This window comes from Nocardia sp. NPDC004168 (assembly GCF_040610355.1).
GTDB lineage: Bacteria > Actinomycetota > Actinomycetes > Mycobacteriales > Mycobacteriaceae > Nocardia > Nocardia sichangensis.
On record NZ_JBEXME010000012.1, the window covers coordinates 1 to 15,182 of the forward strand.

The 15,182-nt window shown below is 68.5% G+C and carries 13 protein-coding genes and 1 pseudogene; 5 read left to right on the forward strand and 9 right to left on the reverse strand.

Features of this window, described 5'->3' with window-relative positions:
- A pseudogene (locus ABZW96_RS21545) lies at positions 1-1,164 on the forward strand (DNA-directed RNA polymerase subunit beta); the annotation flags it as partial.
- Between the two features lie 72 nt (positions 1,165-1,236).
- On the opposite strand, the gene ABZW96_RS21550 reads toward ABZW96_RS21545, so the two are convergent.
- From ABZW96_RS21550 to ABZW96_RS21565, 4 genes are all read right to left on the reverse strand, one after another.
- Positions 1,237-2,406: a CHAP domain-containing protein gene (locus tag ABZW96_RS21550; RefSeq protein WP_355077075.1), complete on the reverse strand. Its 1,170-nt coding sequence runs from the start codon at positions 2,404-2,406 to the stop codon at positions 1,237-1,239.
- Between the two features lie 236 nt (positions 2,407-2,642).
- The gene (locus ABZW96_RS21555; protein ID WP_355077077.1) at positions 2,643-3,494 is read right to left on the reverse strand and encodes a TIGR02569 family protein; all 852 of its coding nucleotides are present in this window, start codon (positions 3,492-3,494) and stop codon (positions 2,643-2,645) included.
- Between the two features lie 51 nt (positions 3,495-3,545).
- On the reverse strand, positions 3,546-4,730 hold the full coding sequence (moeZ, locus tag ABZW96_RS21560) for an adenylyltransferase/sulfurtransferase MoeZ (protein ID WP_355077079.1): 1,185 nt from the start codon (positions 4,728-4,730) through the stop codon (positions 3,546-3,548).
- Positions 4,731-4,886: 156 nt separating this feature from the next.
- Complete coding sequence (locus tag ABZW96_RS21565; RefSeq protein ID WP_355077358.1) at positions 4,887-5,858, reverse strand: DUF3152 domain-containing protein; 972 nt, start codon at positions 5,856-5,858, stop codon at positions 4,887-4,889.
- A gap of 485 nt (positions 5,859-6,343) precedes the next feature.
- Here ABZW96_RS21565 and ABZW96_RS21570 point away from each other — a divergent pair, with 485 nt between their 5' ends.
- A complete protein-coding gene (locus ABZW96_RS21570; protein WP_039800303.1) occupies positions 6,344-7,000 on the forward strand; it encodes a TetR/AcrR family transcriptional regulator in 657 nt (218 codons plus the stop codon).
- Between the two features lie 82 nt (positions 7,001-7,082).
- On the opposite strand, the gene ABZW96_RS21575 is transcribed toward ABZW96_RS21570, so the two are convergent.
- Together ABZW96_RS21575 and ABZW96_RS21580 are read right to left on the reverse strand one after the other, a co-directional pair.
- Complete coding sequence (locus ABZW96_RS21575; protein WP_355077360.1) at positions 7,083-7,310, reverse strand: DUF3107 domain-containing protein; 228 nt, start codon at positions 7,308-7,310, stop codon at positions 7,083-7,085.
- Between the two features lie 67 nt (positions 7,311-7,377).
- Positions 7,378-7,917, reverse strand: a complete 540-nt coding sequence (locus ABZW96_RS21580) for a YceI family protein (protein ID WP_355077082.1) — start codon at positions 7,915-7,917, stop codon at positions 7,378-7,380.
- Positions 7,918-8,019: 102 nt separating this feature from the next.
- On the opposite strand from ABZW96_RS21580, the gene ABZW96_RS21585 reads away from it, so the two are divergent.
- A complete protein-coding gene (locus ABZW96_RS21585; RefSeq protein WP_355077084.1) occupies positions 8,020-8,859 on the forward strand; it encodes a helix-turn-helix transcriptional regulator in 840 nt (279 codons plus the stop codon).
- Between the two features lies 1 nt (position 8,860).
- On the opposite strand, the gene ABZW96_RS21590 is transcribed toward ABZW96_RS21585, so the two are convergent.
- Genes ABZW96_RS21590 through ABZW96_RS21600 form a run of 3 tightly spaced genes read right to left on the reverse strand, consistent with a single transcriptional unit; the run spans position 8,861 to position 11,558 of the window.
- Entirely contained in the window at positions 8,861-9,562 is a 702-nt protein-coding gene (locus ABZW96_RS21590; protein ID WP_355077085.1) for a ferritin-like fold-containing protein, read from the reverse strand.
- A 27-nt stretch (positions 9,563-9,589) separates the two neighbouring features.
- On the reverse strand, positions 9,590-10,645 hold the full coding sequence (locus tag ABZW96_RS21595; protein WP_355077087.1) for an alpha/beta hydrolase: 1,056 nt from the start codon (positions 10,643-10,645) through the stop codon (positions 9,590-9,592).
- Between the two features lie 55 nt (positions 10,646-10,700).
- Complete coding sequence (locus tag ABZW96_RS21600) at positions 10,701-11,558, reverse strand: hypothetical protein (RefSeq protein WP_355077089.1); 858 nt, start codon at positions 11,556-11,558, stop codon at positions 10,701-10,703.
- A 408-nt stretch (positions 11,559-11,966) separates the two neighbouring features.
- Here ABZW96_RS21600 and ABZW96_RS21605 point away from each other — a divergent pair, with 408 nt between their 5' ends.
- Positions 11,967-13,718 carry a DEAD/DEAH box helicase gene (locus tag ABZW96_RS21605; protein WP_355077362.1) on the forward strand — a complete coding sequence of 584 codons (1,752 nt, stop codon included), beginning with the start codon at positions 11,967-11,969 and terminating at the stop codon, positions 13,716-13,718.
- Between the two features lie 27 nt (positions 13,719-13,745).
- Entirely contained in the window at positions 13,746-14,972 is a 1,227-nt protein-coding gene (locus ABZW96_RS21610; protein ID WP_355077091.1) for a hypothetical protein, read from the forward strand.
- Positions 14,973-15,182 lie beyond the last annotated feature (210 nt).

Sequence of the window (15,182 nt, forward strand, 5' to 3'; positions counted from 1 at the left end):
ATCGGTGCGGAGGTGCGGGACGGTGACATCCTGGTCGGCAAGGTCACTCCGAAGGGTGAGACCGAGCTGACGCCGGAGGAGCGGTTGCTGCGGGCGATCTTCGGTGAGAAGGCGCGTGAGGTGCGTGACACCTCGTTGAAGGTGCCCCACGGTGAGTCCGGGAAGGTGATCGGTATCCGGGTGTTCTCCCGGGAGGACGACGACGATCTGCCGCCGGGTGTCAACGAGCTGGTGCGGGTGTATGTGGCGCAGAAGCGCAAGATCCAGGACGGTGACAAGCTCGCGGGCCGTCACGGCAACAAGGGTGTCATCGGCAAGATCCTGCCGACCGAGGACATGCCGTTCCTGCCGGACGGTACCCCGGTCGACATCATCCTCAACACCCACGGTGTGCCGCGTCGTATGAACATCGGCCAGATCCTGGAAACCCATCTGGGCTGGATCGGCAAAACGGGCTGGAACATTCAGCTCGCAGACGGGGTTCGTCCCGACTGGGCGAAACGATTGCCCGACGAATTGTTGTCGGCGGCCCCGGATACGAATCTCGCGACACCGGTTTTCGACGGCGCCCGCGAGGAAGAACTCGCCGGATTGCTGTCCTCGACGCTGCCCAACCGCGACGGCGAGGTCATGGTCGGGGCGGACGGTAAGGCGACGTTGTTCGACGGTCGTTCGGGTGAGCCGTTCCCGTACCCGGTGGCGGTCGGCTACATGTACATCCTGAAGCTGCACCACCTGGTCGACGACAAGATCCACGCGCGTTCGACCGGCCCGTACTCGATGATCACCCAGCAGCCGCTGGGTGGTAAGGCGCAGTTCGGTGGTCAGCGTTTCGGTGAGATGGAGTGCTGGGCCATGCAGGCCTACGGTGCGGCGTACACGCTGCAGGAACTGCTGACCATCAAGTCCGACGACGTGGTCGGTCGCGTGAAGGTCTACGAAGCGATCGTCAAGGGCGAGAACATCCCGGAGCCGGGCATTCCGGAATCGTTCAAGGTCCTGCTCAAGGAACTCCAGTCGCTGTGCCTCAACGTCGAAGTGCTGTCGGCGGGCTCGGCCATCGAATTCCAGCACGCCGACGACGAGGTGGATCGCACCGCCGCCAATTTGGGAATCAAGCTGTCCGGCAATGAGTCCGCCTCGGTCAACGACCTCTCGAGCTGATCCTGCCGCACATTGATCGGCGCGCCGCGCACGAAGCTGTCGCAATGGCCCGTGCGCGGTGCGCCGGTACCGTCAGGACGCTCTTGCCTGGTTGGACGGCGGCTTGACCACGCCGACGAGCGATCCCGCGTTCATGGAATAGCTGTTGGATTTCAATTGATCACTGGAATTGCCCTCGATGGTGGTGATCCGGCCGGTCCTGGGATCCACGGACTCCACGATTCCGACATGGTCGGGGGTTCCGTCGCCCTCCCAGTCGAAGATGATCATGTCCCCCTTTTGCGCGCTCGAGATATTCGCCGCCAAGCCCATGTGTTTGGCGTCGTTCCAGACGGCGGGCACGTAGTTGGGGTTGGTCCAATGGACGTTGTAACCGGCCTGATCCCACGTCCAAGTGGAGAAAGCCGCGCACCATGCGTCATTGATGTTGTACGGGGCCTTGTAAAGCTTGCCGTCCGGGCCGCGGAACATCGGGACGTTGTTGCCGCCGATCTCGGCGACACCGAGCGCCAGTTGCTCCCGCGCCTTCGCGATGATGTCGTCCGGGGTTCCGGTTCCACGGGTCCAGGTGGCATTGCTGGCGGTCGGCGCCCACGGAGCAAGTGACCCGGCATCCGGCGCATTGCCGTAAGGGTTGCGCGGAAGGTCCGGGATCATCTGATAGATGTTGCCCGCGTCCCGTCGCATGCCGCTGTCCGCGTCCTCGATCGTGTCGTGCACACGGTCCACGCCCTCCAAGATCAGCTGTAGCAGCCGGTTCTCCTCGGCGGGGGTCAGGTGCAAGTTGCCATCGGGCAGCCGGGTCAGCTGGTGCTCTCCGGGCTTGCGGCTCAGCTCGGTCACGAGCCCGTTCACGATCTCCTTGACATCCTGGAACGCCTTGTTCGAGGTGTCGAAGCTCGCGATGGCGCGTTCGTTCACGCCGTCGTTCTGCGCTTGCAGTTGTGACGTCTTGTCCACGAACGCACCGCGCTGCTTGTCGTAGCCGTCGACCAGCACCGACGATCCGGGTTCGAGCGTCTGGGCGCCATCCTTGGTGAGCTTTTTGCCGTCCGCGCTCAGCAGCTTCTTGTCCCCCAGCCAAGCGATCATGTCCGGCTGCCCGCCATCCCAGCCGGACGCGAACAGCATGACCGCGTTCTGCATGTACACATTCGCCACGTCGACCACCGCGTTGAGACCGCCACTGGCGTAGTCGGGATGCGGAAGGTCGGGGAGGTCTATGTCGGCAAGGGTCGTCATGCACGCCCTCCACTCCGCGCGATCTCCACGGCCCGTCCCCGCGGGACAACAAACAGCATCCGTAACCTCTCTCGGCGAGAGTCTCCTGGCACATGCGGCGCACGTGCGTTACCGCAAGTATCGGGCATTCCCGACATTGGAAATTGCCGACACGTCCGTCCGAACCCTGGGTGAGCTGCCCCGACGAATCGCACGAGTCGTGCGCTGTGGGGTGGACTGCGTTGCCTGGGAAAGCCTCAGAGGGTCAGACGCACCATATCCGCCGTGCGCGCCAAACCGGGGAACGCCTGGGGGGTCGAGCGCGGATGCAGCGCATGCACCGCGAGCCGGAACATCACCGCGCGCAACAACATCTGCGGCCACTCCGGCAAGTCCGACCAACGATCGAGTAAGCCGTCGTCCGCGCCGCCCCAGGAGAGTGCGTCCACCACGACCACCGCCGCTGCCCAGGGCACCGGCCGCCAGTACGGGGTGAGGTCGGTGAGCCCGGGGGTCTGCGCGCCCGCGAACAACACGGTGCCGAACAGGTCGCCGTGCACCAGCTGCGGAGGCGACTGCACCGGCTTGCGGAGGGTGGCCAGTTGGCCGATCAGTTCGATGCTGCGCCGCCCGTCCGGGGAGGTCGACAGCGACGCGCCGCCCGCGCGCAGACTGCGCAGCGGCACCGGCTCCCAGGCGGCGCGATCGGCCGCGACGAACACGTCGATGTCCACCCACGGCACCACCGGCGGCTGAGCGAGGAAGCGCGGACGCTCCAGCTTCTCTGTCGCCTTGTGCAGGCGCAGCGACACCGAGACCACCTCGTCGTGTCGCGGTTCGGGCATGCCCTCCAGATAGGTGTCCGCGCGCCAGCCGGACACCACATAGCGACCGTCGGTCGCCCGCACCGGACGGGCCAGCCGCAGGCCGTCCACCTTCAACGCCTCACGGACCTTCGCCGACCACGCCGCACGCGCGTGATCGGTGACCGGACTGAGCACCACGTCGCCCAAGCGCCAGCCGCCTTCCCAGTCGCCGAGCGAAACCGGGGTCACTTCGCGCAGACCGAACGTGGCACGCACATGCTCGGGAGGTTCCACAGAAGTCACGGCCGTACGCTACGCTGCGTCGATTTCGGCGCGCCTCCGGCGCGCCGTGACTCAGTACACCGGCAGCGACTTGTCCACCTGGTTGGCCCAGGCGATCACGCCGCCTTGCAGATGGGTGGCGTCGGAGAAGCCCGCGCGCTTGAGCGCGGCCAGGGCCTCGGCGGAGCGCACTCCGGTCTTGCAGTGCAGCACGATCGGACGGTTCTGGGGCAGTTCGGACAGCGCCTCACCGGACAGGATGCGGTCCTTCGGGATGAGCTTCGCGCCCTCGATGTGCACGATGTCCCACTCGACCGGCTCGCGCACGTCGATCAGCTCGATGTCCTTGCCCGACGCCAGCAGCTCCTCTAGCTCGCGCGCGGTGATGGTGGACCCGGCCGCGGCCGCCTGGCCCTCCTCGGACACAACGCCGCAGAACGCCTCGTAGTCGATCAGCTCGGTGATCGGCTGACGCTCCGGGTCGCGGCGCAGCTTGATGGTCCGGTAGTTCATGTCCAGTGCGTCGTACACCATCAGACGGCCGAGCAGCGGCTCACCGATGCCGGTGATCAGCTTGATCGCCTCGGTGACCATCACCGAACCGATGGACGCGCACAGCACGCCGAGCACGCCGCCCTCGGCGCAGGAGGGAACCATGCCGGGCGGCGGGGCCTCCGGGTACAGGTCGCGGTAGTTGATGCCGCGCCCGTCCGGGGCGTCCTCCCAGAACACCGAGACCTGGCCCTCGAAGCGGTAGATCGAGCCCCACACGTACGGCTTGGCCGCCAGCACCGCGGCGTCGTTGACCAGGTATCGGGTGGCGAAGTTGTCGGTGCCGTCGACGATCAGGTCGTACTCGCGGAACAGTTCCACCGCGTTCTCCGGTTCCAGCCGGATCTTGTGCAACCGCACATCGATGCCGGAGTTGATCTCCAGGATCGAGTCGCGCGCGCTGTCGGCCTTCGGGCGGCCGATGTCGGATTCGCCGTGGATGACCTGACGCTGCAGGTTCGAGGCGTCGACCTCGTCGAACTCGACGATGCCGAGCGTGCCCACGCCCGCGGCGGCCAAGTACAACAGGGCGGGCGATCCGAGGCCACCCGCGCCGATCACCAGCACTTTGGCATTCTTCAGACGTTTCTGCCCGTCCACGCCGAGATCGGGGATGATCAGGTGTCGGCTGTAGCGGGCTACCTCATCCCTGGTCAGCTCCGCGGCCGGCTCGACAAGTGGCGGCAGGGACTTCGGTGATGACACGTCCAGGACTCCTCGAATCGCTTGGCCGATCGCTGCGGCGGTATGACGCCCTCGGCGGGTTGGTTCAACAGTGCAACACCGACGACCGGGCCGTTCTTCCCGCCCATCGTTCCGTATACCCGCCGCACCGCGACAACCACCCCTTCGGCGCAATCACTATCCCCGGGGGTAGGGCCAGGGGTTGAAGCGGCAGCGTTTGCCGTCCATCGGGACCACGCCGTGCGGATCGAGGGCGGCGATGTCGTCGTTGCGGGTGCCGAAGGTCTGCTGCATCATCACCGGCGCCAGCCCGCCGTCGGTGTCGCACGCCTGATGCTGGTGGTAGCCGATGGCGTGGCCGACCTCGTGGTTGATCTGGTACTGCCGATAGGACCCGATATCGCCTTCGAACGCGAGCGCGCCGCGCACCCACCTGACCTCCGACAGCACGACGCGGCGATCGTCGGCGTTGTAGCAGGAGGTATCGATCGGGATGTCGTAACCGCATTCCTTGCGGCTGGATCCCCGTGAGGTGAGCGAGACGCGGAAGTCCACCTCGCCCTGGTCGACCCGGCGGAACGCGAACTTGGGGTCGTGCGTCCAGCTCTTCGGGTTGGCCAGCGTGGAATCGATCATCTTGGCGACGGCCTCGTCCCCGCCCAGGCCGGAAGTGTCCACGCCGTTCTCGATTTCCACGGTGTAGCGGAAGGCGGTCGCGGTGCCGGTGCCGATCTGGGCGGTCGTGCCGGGCACTACATGCCAGACGCCCGCACCGGACTCGGCGAAGGCGCCGCCTTCGGGAAGAGCCCCGGTCGGCAGGTCGGTGGGAAACTGCCCGTCACCCGGCGGAGCGCCGATGATGCCCGCGGTCGCGGTGGCCGGACTGAGTCGACCGAGCCCAGGATCCGAGCCCGCGGCGTTGATGTCGTCGGTGGCGCGGATCGCGTCGACCACCACCAGAACGGTGATCACGACCAGCACCGGCAACGCGTACGCCCGCCAGCCGTAGGTCGAGACGAATCTGCCCAGTGCGCTCTGCTTCTTGGCATCCCGCTCGGGACGCGACCTCGTCCTGCCCTCGTCGGGAGCGGTGGGATCCCAGCGGGCGCGCAGCGGTTGGTGGGATCGCTCGGCCTTGTGCGAGTACAGACCGAGCGGATCGTAGACCTCGGCGCCATCGTGTTCGAGCTGCGCCAAGGCTGAATCCGGCTGGGGCGCAGGAGGTTCAGGCGGTTTGCCGCGCACGCGTTTACTTGTCTCCCGGCCGGGCGACCCGCCGCCCGCCCCGGACCGCTTGGCTGCGCCGGTCCGAGCCGCCTCACCGGATCGCGCCACTGGCCAGGTTCTCGCCACGCCGTCCGACCCTACGGAACCGGGCGCGCCGGAGCCAGCCGGGCGACGCGCACCGCGCCGCCCGCCGGGGGGTCTTTCCGGTCGGTCGGTCACGTTCACCAGCGTCTCACAGCGGCGAATCCCCACCTGCGGGCATACCAGCGGGCCCGTCGGTGCGACAATGTGTCTCCGGGTGGCACCAGTTGCCCGGCCCCGATCCGCGGGCGGGCGACAACCGGGTATCGTTCTTGAGATAACCCGGTGCACACCCCTTTGCCGGGGAATCGACTGGGAGAGCCGAAATGACTGACCTCGTGGACCGGATGACGTCCCGTAGATCGTCGTCCGAGCCCGCCAAACGCGGTACCCGGCTTCCGCGCGACGAGCGACGTCTACAGCTACTCGCGGCGGCAAGCGAAGTCTTCGTGCAGCGCGGTTATCACGCCGCCGGCATGGACGAGATCTCGCAGTGCGCCGGAGTGAGCAAGCCGGTGCTGTATCAGCACTTCACCAGCAAGCTCGAGCTGTATCTCGCGGTGCTGCAGAACTACGTCGACATGCTGGTGTCCAGCGTGCGCCAGGCGCTGCGCTCCACCACCGACAACAAGCAGCGCGTGCGCGCGGCGGTGCAGGCGTACTTCGATTTCGTGGACAACGAGATGCAAGGCTTCCGCCTGGTCTTCGAGTCCGACCTGACCAGCGAGCCGCAGGTGCAGCGCCGCGTCGAGCAGGCCACCGAGGCCTGTGTGGACGCGGTCTTCGACCTCGTCGCGCACGACTCGGGCCTCGATCCCTACCGGGCCCGCATCCTGGCCGTTGGCCTGGTCGGCGCGAGCCAGTTCACCGCACGGTACTGGCTGGAGGCCGATCGGCCGATCCCGAAGGAGGAGGCGGTCGACACCACCGTCTCGCTCGCCTGGGGCGGCCTGAAGCACGTGCCGCTGCACCCGATCGACTGAGCGCGGTCACGACGACGAGCGAGCCCCTGCCCCCGACCGATCGGGGGCAGGGGCTCGCTGCGTTTCGGCGGGAAGCCGGGAGTCAGACGGCGGCGAAACCGACGCGGCCGCCGGTGGTCGAGCCGATCTCGACGTAGGCGACCTTCGAAGCCTGGATCAGGAACTTGCGGCCCTTCTCGTCGGTGAGCGTCAGGACGCCATCGTCGCCGCCGAGCGCACCGGACACCAGCGCCTCGACCTCTTCCTGGGTCTGCGCGCTGCTGATCACCAGCTCGCGCGGGCTATCCGAAATACCGATCTTGACCTCCACGGCCAACCTCCGAACCTGAGAGTCCTGTGCTGTCGGTTCCAAGGCTAGTGCGGGCCGCCGGGGGCGCTCACTTGGGCTCGACGAGCTGGATCTCCAGTTCGATCTTGACCGTGTCGCTCAGCATGCCGGGCAGAGCTCCACCGACGCCGAAGTCGGTGCGCTTGATGGTGCCGGTGGCGGAGAAACCCGCGTGCCGGTCGCCGGTGGGACCGAAGTCCTGCACACCGCCCCACTCGACCTCCAGCGTGACCGGCTTGGTGATCGCGCCGAGCGTGGCCTGCCCCTCGACCTCGAAGGTCTCGGCGACGACCACGGGATGGTCGGCGCGGAAGGTCAGCGTGGGGCGATTGGCGACGTCGAGGAAATCGGCGGTGCGGATGTGCGCGTCCCGATCGGCGTTTCCGGTGTCGAAGGAGTCGAGGTAGATCGTCGCGCCGACGGTGGCCGCGCCCGATTCGTCGACCACGAATTCGGTCTCGAACCGGTTGAATCCGCCACGGACCTTGGAGATGCCGAGATGGCGAATGGTGAAGGCGACCGAGGAGTGCGCGGCGTCGAGTGCCCACGAACCGGTTTTCAGCGTGGTGGATTCCGAGGTAGATGTCATGCTTCCGACAATGACCGGACCGCGGTCCGGTAGCCAGACCGCCGTTATCCTGGACCTGACAGGGCGCGGATAACCGTCCTCGGACCGGGCACGATGGGATCTATGGCAAGCAACGGATTCGCGGAGTTCCTCATCGCCCGGCGCGCCGAACTGCGGCCGTCGGATGTCGGCTTGCCCGAGGGCGGCCGGCGCCGGACACCCGGGCTACGTCGCGAGGAGGTCGCGGTGCGCGCGGGCGTCAGCGCCGACTACCTGGCCCGGCTGGAGCAGGGCCGCGACACCAATCCGTCGCTCGCGGTGATCGACGCGCTGGCCGACGCGCTGCTGCTGCGCGGCGACGACCGCCAGTACTTCGGCATGCTCGCGATGACCTCCGGCAACGAAACCCGTTGCCCCGGGAGCGAATCCGCCGCGGAGCAAGTGGCCCCGACGATCGAGACGATCCTGCACGCGTTGCAGCCGACACCGGCCTTCGTGGTCGGCCGCAGACTGAACGTGCTGGGCTGGAACCAGGCGTGGGCCGATTTCGTCGCCCCGCTGGGCCTGCTGGACGGACCGGATCAGCCCAATCTCGCCTGGTACACCTTCGTGCATCCCGCCGCGCGGCGCGTCCTGCGCAACTGGGAGGAAGCCGCCGACACCTTCACCGCCGCCCTCTGCCGCGCCAAACTCCATTGGCCCGGCGATGCGGCGCTGCTCGAGACGATCGAGGCGCTGCGCGGACTCCCCGATTTCGCCGGCCGCTGGAAGCCGCATCGCGTCGGCGCGCCCGGCTCCGGCACGCTGCACCTCGACCATCCCGTACACGGCATGGTCGAGGTCCCGTTCGAGATGTTGGAAGCCGACCGCAGGGACCAGAGCGTCGTGGTCTGGCTGATCGACCGGGCGAGCATCCACGCGCCCGGTTTGCGGCTGGTGCCCAACCGCGCGGCGAACGAATAGCTCAGATGCCGAGAACCGCCATGCGTTCGGCGTGGCTGTCCTGCATCCGCTCGAACAACGCGGCGATGCCGTTGAGATCGCCGGTGGCGGTGAGCACCAGATCCGTCAGCTCGTCGCGCTGCGCCATGACGAACTGCGCCTGTGTGATCGCCTCACCGAGCAGCCGCCTGCCCCACAGCGTGAGCCGGTCGCGCTCGGAGCGGCTCTCGGTGACCGCCCGGCGTACCTCCTCTACGACGAACTCGGAATGCCTGGTCTCGGCGAGCACATCGCGGACCACCGCGGCGACGTCGGGGGTCAGCGCGCCCGCGATCTCGGTGTAGAAGTCCGCGGCGATGCCGTCACCGACGTAGAACTTCACCATCGACTCGAGCCACGTCGACGGGTCGGTGGACGCGTGGTAGTCGTCCAGCGCGCGCACGAACGGCGCCATCGCGTCGAAGACGCCTGCGCCGCGCGCGGCCAGCGCGGACTCCAGCGTCTTGAAATGCTCCATCTCGGCCGCGGCCATCTTCGCGACCGCCACCTTGCCCCGCAGCGACGGCGACAGCTTGGCCTCCTCGGTCAGCCGGTAGAAGGCGGATATCTCGCCGTAGGCGAGCACCGCGAACAGGTCGGTCACGCCGGGATGGCTCGCGGGGATGGAAAGGCTTGCTGGGTCGGTCGACGAAACACCTAACGCGGCAGGTGACTGTGCTCCCATGCGCCCCAGCGTAATACTCACCGCGACTCAGGAGGTCTCGGCAAGGAACTTCTCGAGGTAACTCCATGTCGTGTCACGTGCGGTCGGCGCGGCCAGGATGCCGAGGTGGCTGCCGGGCGCGGTCTCGTAACGGACCATGGCCGCTCCCGTGAGCAGGCGCACACCCCCCTCGACGGCGGGAGCCGGGGTGATCACGTCGGACGGCCCACCGACGAGCAGCACCGGCGCGGTCACGTTCGCCAACTCGATCCGGCGCTCGCCGAGCCGCACGACACCGCGACCGATGTCGTTGTTCAGGATGAACCGGCCCCACAGCTGACCGTAGAAACGACCCGGATATCCGGGCATCTCGGCCATGAACCGATCGATCGACTCCATCTTCGCCAGCGCCTCGGTCCGCGCGATATTGCTCGCGACGAACCATGGCCGGGTCAGCTCACGATCCCAGGCGGTGACCTTGTAGCCGATTCGAGTCAGTGTCGCAGGAACGCCACCGGCCGCGCGGATGACGGTCGAGGTGCCGCGGCCACCGGTGAGTTTCGCGACCGCGCGCAGCTGCGGCACGCCGGTCATCCGGTCGTAGTCCAGCGGCGAGCCGACGGCCGTGACGGACCGGATGGGCAGTTCGGCGTGCGCCGCGGCGGTCAGCAATGCCAGCGTGCCGCCGAGCGACCAGCCAACCAGATCCACCGCGCGCCCGTCGCCGTCGGCGCTGGTGCGCAGCACCGCCTCGGGCAGGATGTCGTCGATCCAGTCCTCGAAGCCCATGCGCCGGTCGGCGAAGGTGATCTCGCCGTAGTCGACGACGTAGGGGCTGCGGCCGATCTCCAGCAGGAAGCGCGCCAGGCTCTGGCCGGGCCGCAGATCGAAACAGGTGGCGGGCGCGGCGAGCGGCGGGACCAGCAGGACGGCCGAATCCGCTTCCGCCGCATCCCCTTCCGCGCGCTCGAACCGCCGCAGTTGCCGGTGCGGCTGGTCCCACAGGATCGTCGCGGAGGTCGGGTCCGGCGCCTCGATGCCGGAGCCGAAGGTCAGCGCCCAGGCGTTGCGCGCGGCGATGGTGACAGTGTCGGCAAGGCTCACAGCGAAGAGAGTCTCACATGTCGGTACCGCCGGTAACAGGCAACTGCCCGCCGCGCTACCGCGGCCCCATGCCGACGGGGTTGAGCGGCGGAACCACCGACTCCTGCACGCTGCGCACCAGCGGCGCGAGCGAGGTGGCCAGCTCCGTGATCGCGTCGGCCGACAACACCGCGAGCGCACCGGTCCACGCCGCTTCGTCGGTCTCGGCCTCTACCGCGGCCAGCAGTTCCGCGCCGCTGCCGGTGAGAGTCGGAGTGACCGGCTCCCCCGCGACCAGCCCACGGGCCCGCAGCTCGTCGAAAGCGTCCGCCCATTCCGCTTCCGACACCCCGCGCGCGGGCCGCATCACCGATTCGGGCGCCTTGCCCGCGGCCACCTGCGCGACCAGCGCATGGCGTCCGCTGAGACCGTGCGTGACCAGGGCCGCGACATGGCCGTCGCCGCGATGCTCACGCAGGGAGGTGGCCAGCTGCCACAGCGCGGCCACCGGGTCGGCGGGCAGCGGCAAGGCCGCGTTCGCGGCGAACAGCGCCCGCCCCGTCGGATCGGCGGCACGCTGCACCGGCGCCAGCAGCTCGACCGCGCGAGCCGACACCGCGTCACCCGCGCCGACGCCGCGCAGCAGACCGGTGGCCAGCTCGAGCCGAGCGGCCAGGCAGCGTTGCGGCGTCGCCCGCTCCCACGCCTCCGGCAGCGCGCGACGCACCATGCCGGGGTGGAATCCGGCGAAAGCCGCCTGCACGGTAGCGGGCGTCACCGCGCCCAGCGGCGCCGCGCGGAAAGCGAAGTAGGTCTGCCAGTAGCCGCGCAATCCGACCCCGACGCCCGCCTCCTTGACGCCGGTTCCGAAATAGACGACATCGTGTAGCGGTTCGAGCGTCGCCCAGATTTGCCGCGCCGGATGAATTCCCATGTGGCGCAGCGTACGTGGGCGCCCTGCACGGCGAAAGCGCGCTGCGGGTCCGCAGCATTTTCGATAGCGCGCCGTGGTGGCAATTCGAACGCGGCACAATATCACGCTACAATCGCGGCGGACAACGGAAAGTTTCGCTCGACAGAGTCGCCGGACGTCGCGCTCACGCACACCGCGGGGACGCCGCTGCGACTGCCGACCGGTTTCGAGTGCGAAGTTTTCGTTGGACAGGAAAATGTGCGCGCACCAATCCGCGTCACCAGTGCGCCGCGCCGATGTTTTGCGAGGTAGCCGCCGCTTTTGTGGCAGGCGCCCGGCATCCGGAGCGTGGCCGGGTGAAGTATCGCCTGCGGAGTCGTGGTCGTCGTGGACCGCCCGGTCCGCCCCACCTCGTGCGCGCGGGACGTGATTACGAGGAAGGCACGAACCCTGAGCAAGATCACAGTCGATCAGGAACCAGGTCTGGCGGAGACCCTGTTGACGGCCGAACTGGACGCAACGCATACCGCCCCGACTTTCGCCGAATTGGGCGTGCGCGCGGAAATCGTCCGCGCACTCGGCGAGATCGGAATCGAACGTACTTTCGCCATTCAAGAACTGACCCTTCCGCTGGCGCTCGCGGGAGAAGATCTCATCGGTCAGGCACGCACCGGCATGGGTAAAACCTTCGGATTCGGCGTGCCGCTGCTGCACCGGATCGCCACCGCGGAATCCGGCACGACGCCGCTGGACGGCACGCCGCGCGCGCTGGTCATCGTGCCGACGCGCGAGCTGTGCATCCAGGTCACCCAGGACCTGGAGAACGCGAGCAAGTACCTGACCAACCATCAGGGGCCGCTGCGCGTGGCGTCGATCTACGGCGGCCGCCCCTACGAGGCGCAGATCGCGGCGCTGCGCGCGGGCGTCGACGTGGTGGTCGGCACGCCGGGCCGACTACTGGACCTCGCCGACCAGCAGCACCTGATCCTCGGCAAGATCGGCGTGCTGGTGCTCGACGAGGCCGACGAGATGCTCGACCTGGGCTTCCTCCCGGATATCGAGCGCATTCTCGGCATGGTCCCGGACAAGCGCCAGACCATGCTGTTCTCCGCGACCATGCCCGGGCCGATCATCACCCTGGCGCGCACCTTCCTGACCCGGCCGACGCACATCCGGGCCGAGGAGCCGCACGACTCGGCGGTGCACGACCGCACCGCGCAGTTCGTCTACCGCGCGCACGCCCTGGACAAGGGCGAGTTGATCGCGCGGATCCTGCAGGCCGAGAGCCGCGGCGCGACGATGATCTTCACGCGCACCAAGCGCACGGCGCAGAAGGTGGCCGACGAACTGGCCGAGCGCGGGTTCGCGGTCGGCGCGGTGCACGGCGACCTGGGGCAGATCGCCCGGGAGAAGGCGCTGACCAAGTTCCGCAAGGGCACCATCGACGTGCTGGTGGCGACCGACGTCGCGGCGCGCGGCATCGATATCGATGACGTCACGCACGTCATCAACTACCAGTGCCCGGAGGACGAGAAAACCTACGTGCACCGGATCGGGCGCACCGGCCGCGCCGGGCGCACCGGCGTCGCGGTGACGCTGATCGACTGGGACGAGCTCAACCGCTGGTCGGCGATCGACGGCGCGCTCGGCCTCGGCATCCCCGAGCCGGTCGAGACCTACTCGCGCTCGCCGCACCTGTACACCGACCTCGGCATTCCCGAGGGCATCACCGGTGTGATCCGCAAGCCGAAGCCGGAACGCGACCCGGACGCGGTGGTGGTCGAACGCCAGGCCCGCGCCCCGCGCAAGCGCAACCGCAAGCGCACCCGCGGCGGTAAGCCGATCGACGGCGCAACGAACGTCACCGATTCGGCCGACACCGACTCCGCCGTGGACGACGAGGTCATCGACACGGAGCAGGAAGCCCCCGAGGCCGACGCGGCCGACAAGCCCGCCCGCCGCAGGCGCAGGCGGCGCAAGGCGACCGGCGACACCACCGACGGCGCCGCCACCGACGAGTCGAGCCCAGAACCCTCGGACGACCACGGCGCCGCCGAGGGGACCGACACGACCGACCGTCCCGCTCGCCGCAGGCGCAGGCGGCGTCGGTCGAGCGAAGGAGACGTCGCGGCGGAGGACGCCGGGAGCGCGGCCGAGCCCGCGGCCGCCGCGTCGGCCTGACCGCCCGGATCGGCTAGTCTCGCATTCGTGCTCGCACCCGAGCGGCGGACGCGCGCCGATATCATCTCCGCAGTCGCGATCGCGGTTCTCGTCGTGATCGCGGCAGCCGTGGTGTGGGTGCGCGGCGACGCACACGGCACCGAATCGGTGACCGCGTCCTCCACGGTGCCGACCCCGGTCGCGGCCGATCAGCTGCCGACCGCGCTGCGTGAGGTGTGGCACGCGCCCGACCGTGCGATCACGCGGGCGCTGGTGTCCGGCGGGGTCGCGGTGACCGGCGACGACGACACGGTCACCGGCCGCGACCCACGCACCGGCGATCAGCTCTGGAAGTACCGGCGCGACTTGCCGCTGTGCGGGGTCGAGGGCCAGTACGGCATGGTGATCGCGGTCTACCGCGACGAGCGCGGCTGCAGCCAGGCCACCATGCTGGCCGGCGACAGCGGCGCCCGCCGCACCGCGCGCAGCAGCTACATGGACCGGGAGGTGCGGCTGTCGGCCGACGGCACCTACCTGTTGGCGCAGGGGCCGCAGCGGCTGGAGATGTGGCGTTCGGATCTGGTGCGCACCGTGGAGTACGGCTTCGTCGACGCCCCGGTGAACGTCAGGACGCAGCCGCGCAAAGGGTGCACGCTGCTGTCGTCGGGTTCCAGTCCGTCTCGGCTCGCCGTGCTGGAACGCTGCCCCACCGACCCGGCCGAGCGGCTGACGGTGCTCAACCCGGCTCCCAAGGACAACACGGTGCCGGAGGAGTTCGGCTCGCACGTATTGACCGGTCCCGGATCGGATTCCACGGAAGCACGGGTGCTCGCGGTCTCCGACAACCGCATCGTGCTCTACTTCCCCGCCGCGACCGGCGTCGAGCCGGTACCGCCTCGCTTGGCCGTCTATGACGGGAACGGCAACGCCGTTGTGGTGCATCAGCTTTCGGCGCCGCTGAGCCAGACGGCCACGACCACGCGCATCGGATCGGCCTATCTGGTCTTCACCGGGAACAGCGTGATCGCTTTGAACGGCAGCACTTTCGACCCGCTGTGGACCGCGGGCGGCGCGCTCGGGTCGCCCGCGCTGATGGCGGGCAAACTGCTGCTGCCGACCACCGGCGCGCTCGCCGTCCTCGACCCGGCCACGGGAACCGAAACCGGTCGGATTCCGGTGGACCGGCCCGGCTATACCGGAAACCCGATCTCGCTCACCGTGATCGGGAGCACCGTGCTGGAACTGCGCGACGGAGAATTGCACGCCTTCGGCTGAGGCACGCGGCGAATCTATTGGTGCCGCTGAGCTCCGACGTCACCAATCGACCACCTGCCGGTGCACGGCGCGGAAGGCCGGGGGCCGACTACGAACGAGCTCGCAATGGGTGACCGCGAGCGATCCGTTGCTCGCGAACTACCAGGCCGAGGTCTCGCGGCCGGTGCCGCTGACAGTGCTCGAGATCGAGCGGCCGACAGGATCGTAGTC

Excerpts from the sequence above, each read along its gene's own strand:
- ABZW96_RS21550 (WP_355077075.1), bottom strand. The coding sequence starts at position 2,406 with ATGACGACCCTTGCCGACATAGACCTCCCCGACCTTCCGCATCCCGAC.
- ABZW96_RS21570 (WP_039800303.1), top strand. The coding sequence starts at position 6,344 with ATGACTGACCTCGTGGACCGGATGACGTCCCGTAGATCGTCGTCCGAG.
- ABZW96_RS21580 (WP_355077082.1), bottom strand. The coding sequence starts at position 7,917 with ATGACATCTACCTCGGAATCCACCACGCTGAAAACCGGTTCGTGGGCA.
- ABZW96_RS21585 (WP_355077084.1), top strand. The coding sequence starts at position 8,020 with ATGGCAAGCAACGGATTCGCGGAGTTCCTCATCGCCCGGCGCGCCGAA.
- ABZW96_RS21590 (WP_355077085.1), bottom strand. The coding sequence starts at position 9,562 with ATGGGAGCACAGTCACCTGCCGCGTTAGGTGTTTCGTCGACCGACCCA.
- ABZW96_RS21600 (WP_355077089.1), bottom strand. The coding sequence starts at position 11,558 with ATGGGAATTCATCCGGCGCGGCAAATCTGGGCGACGCTCGAACCGCTA.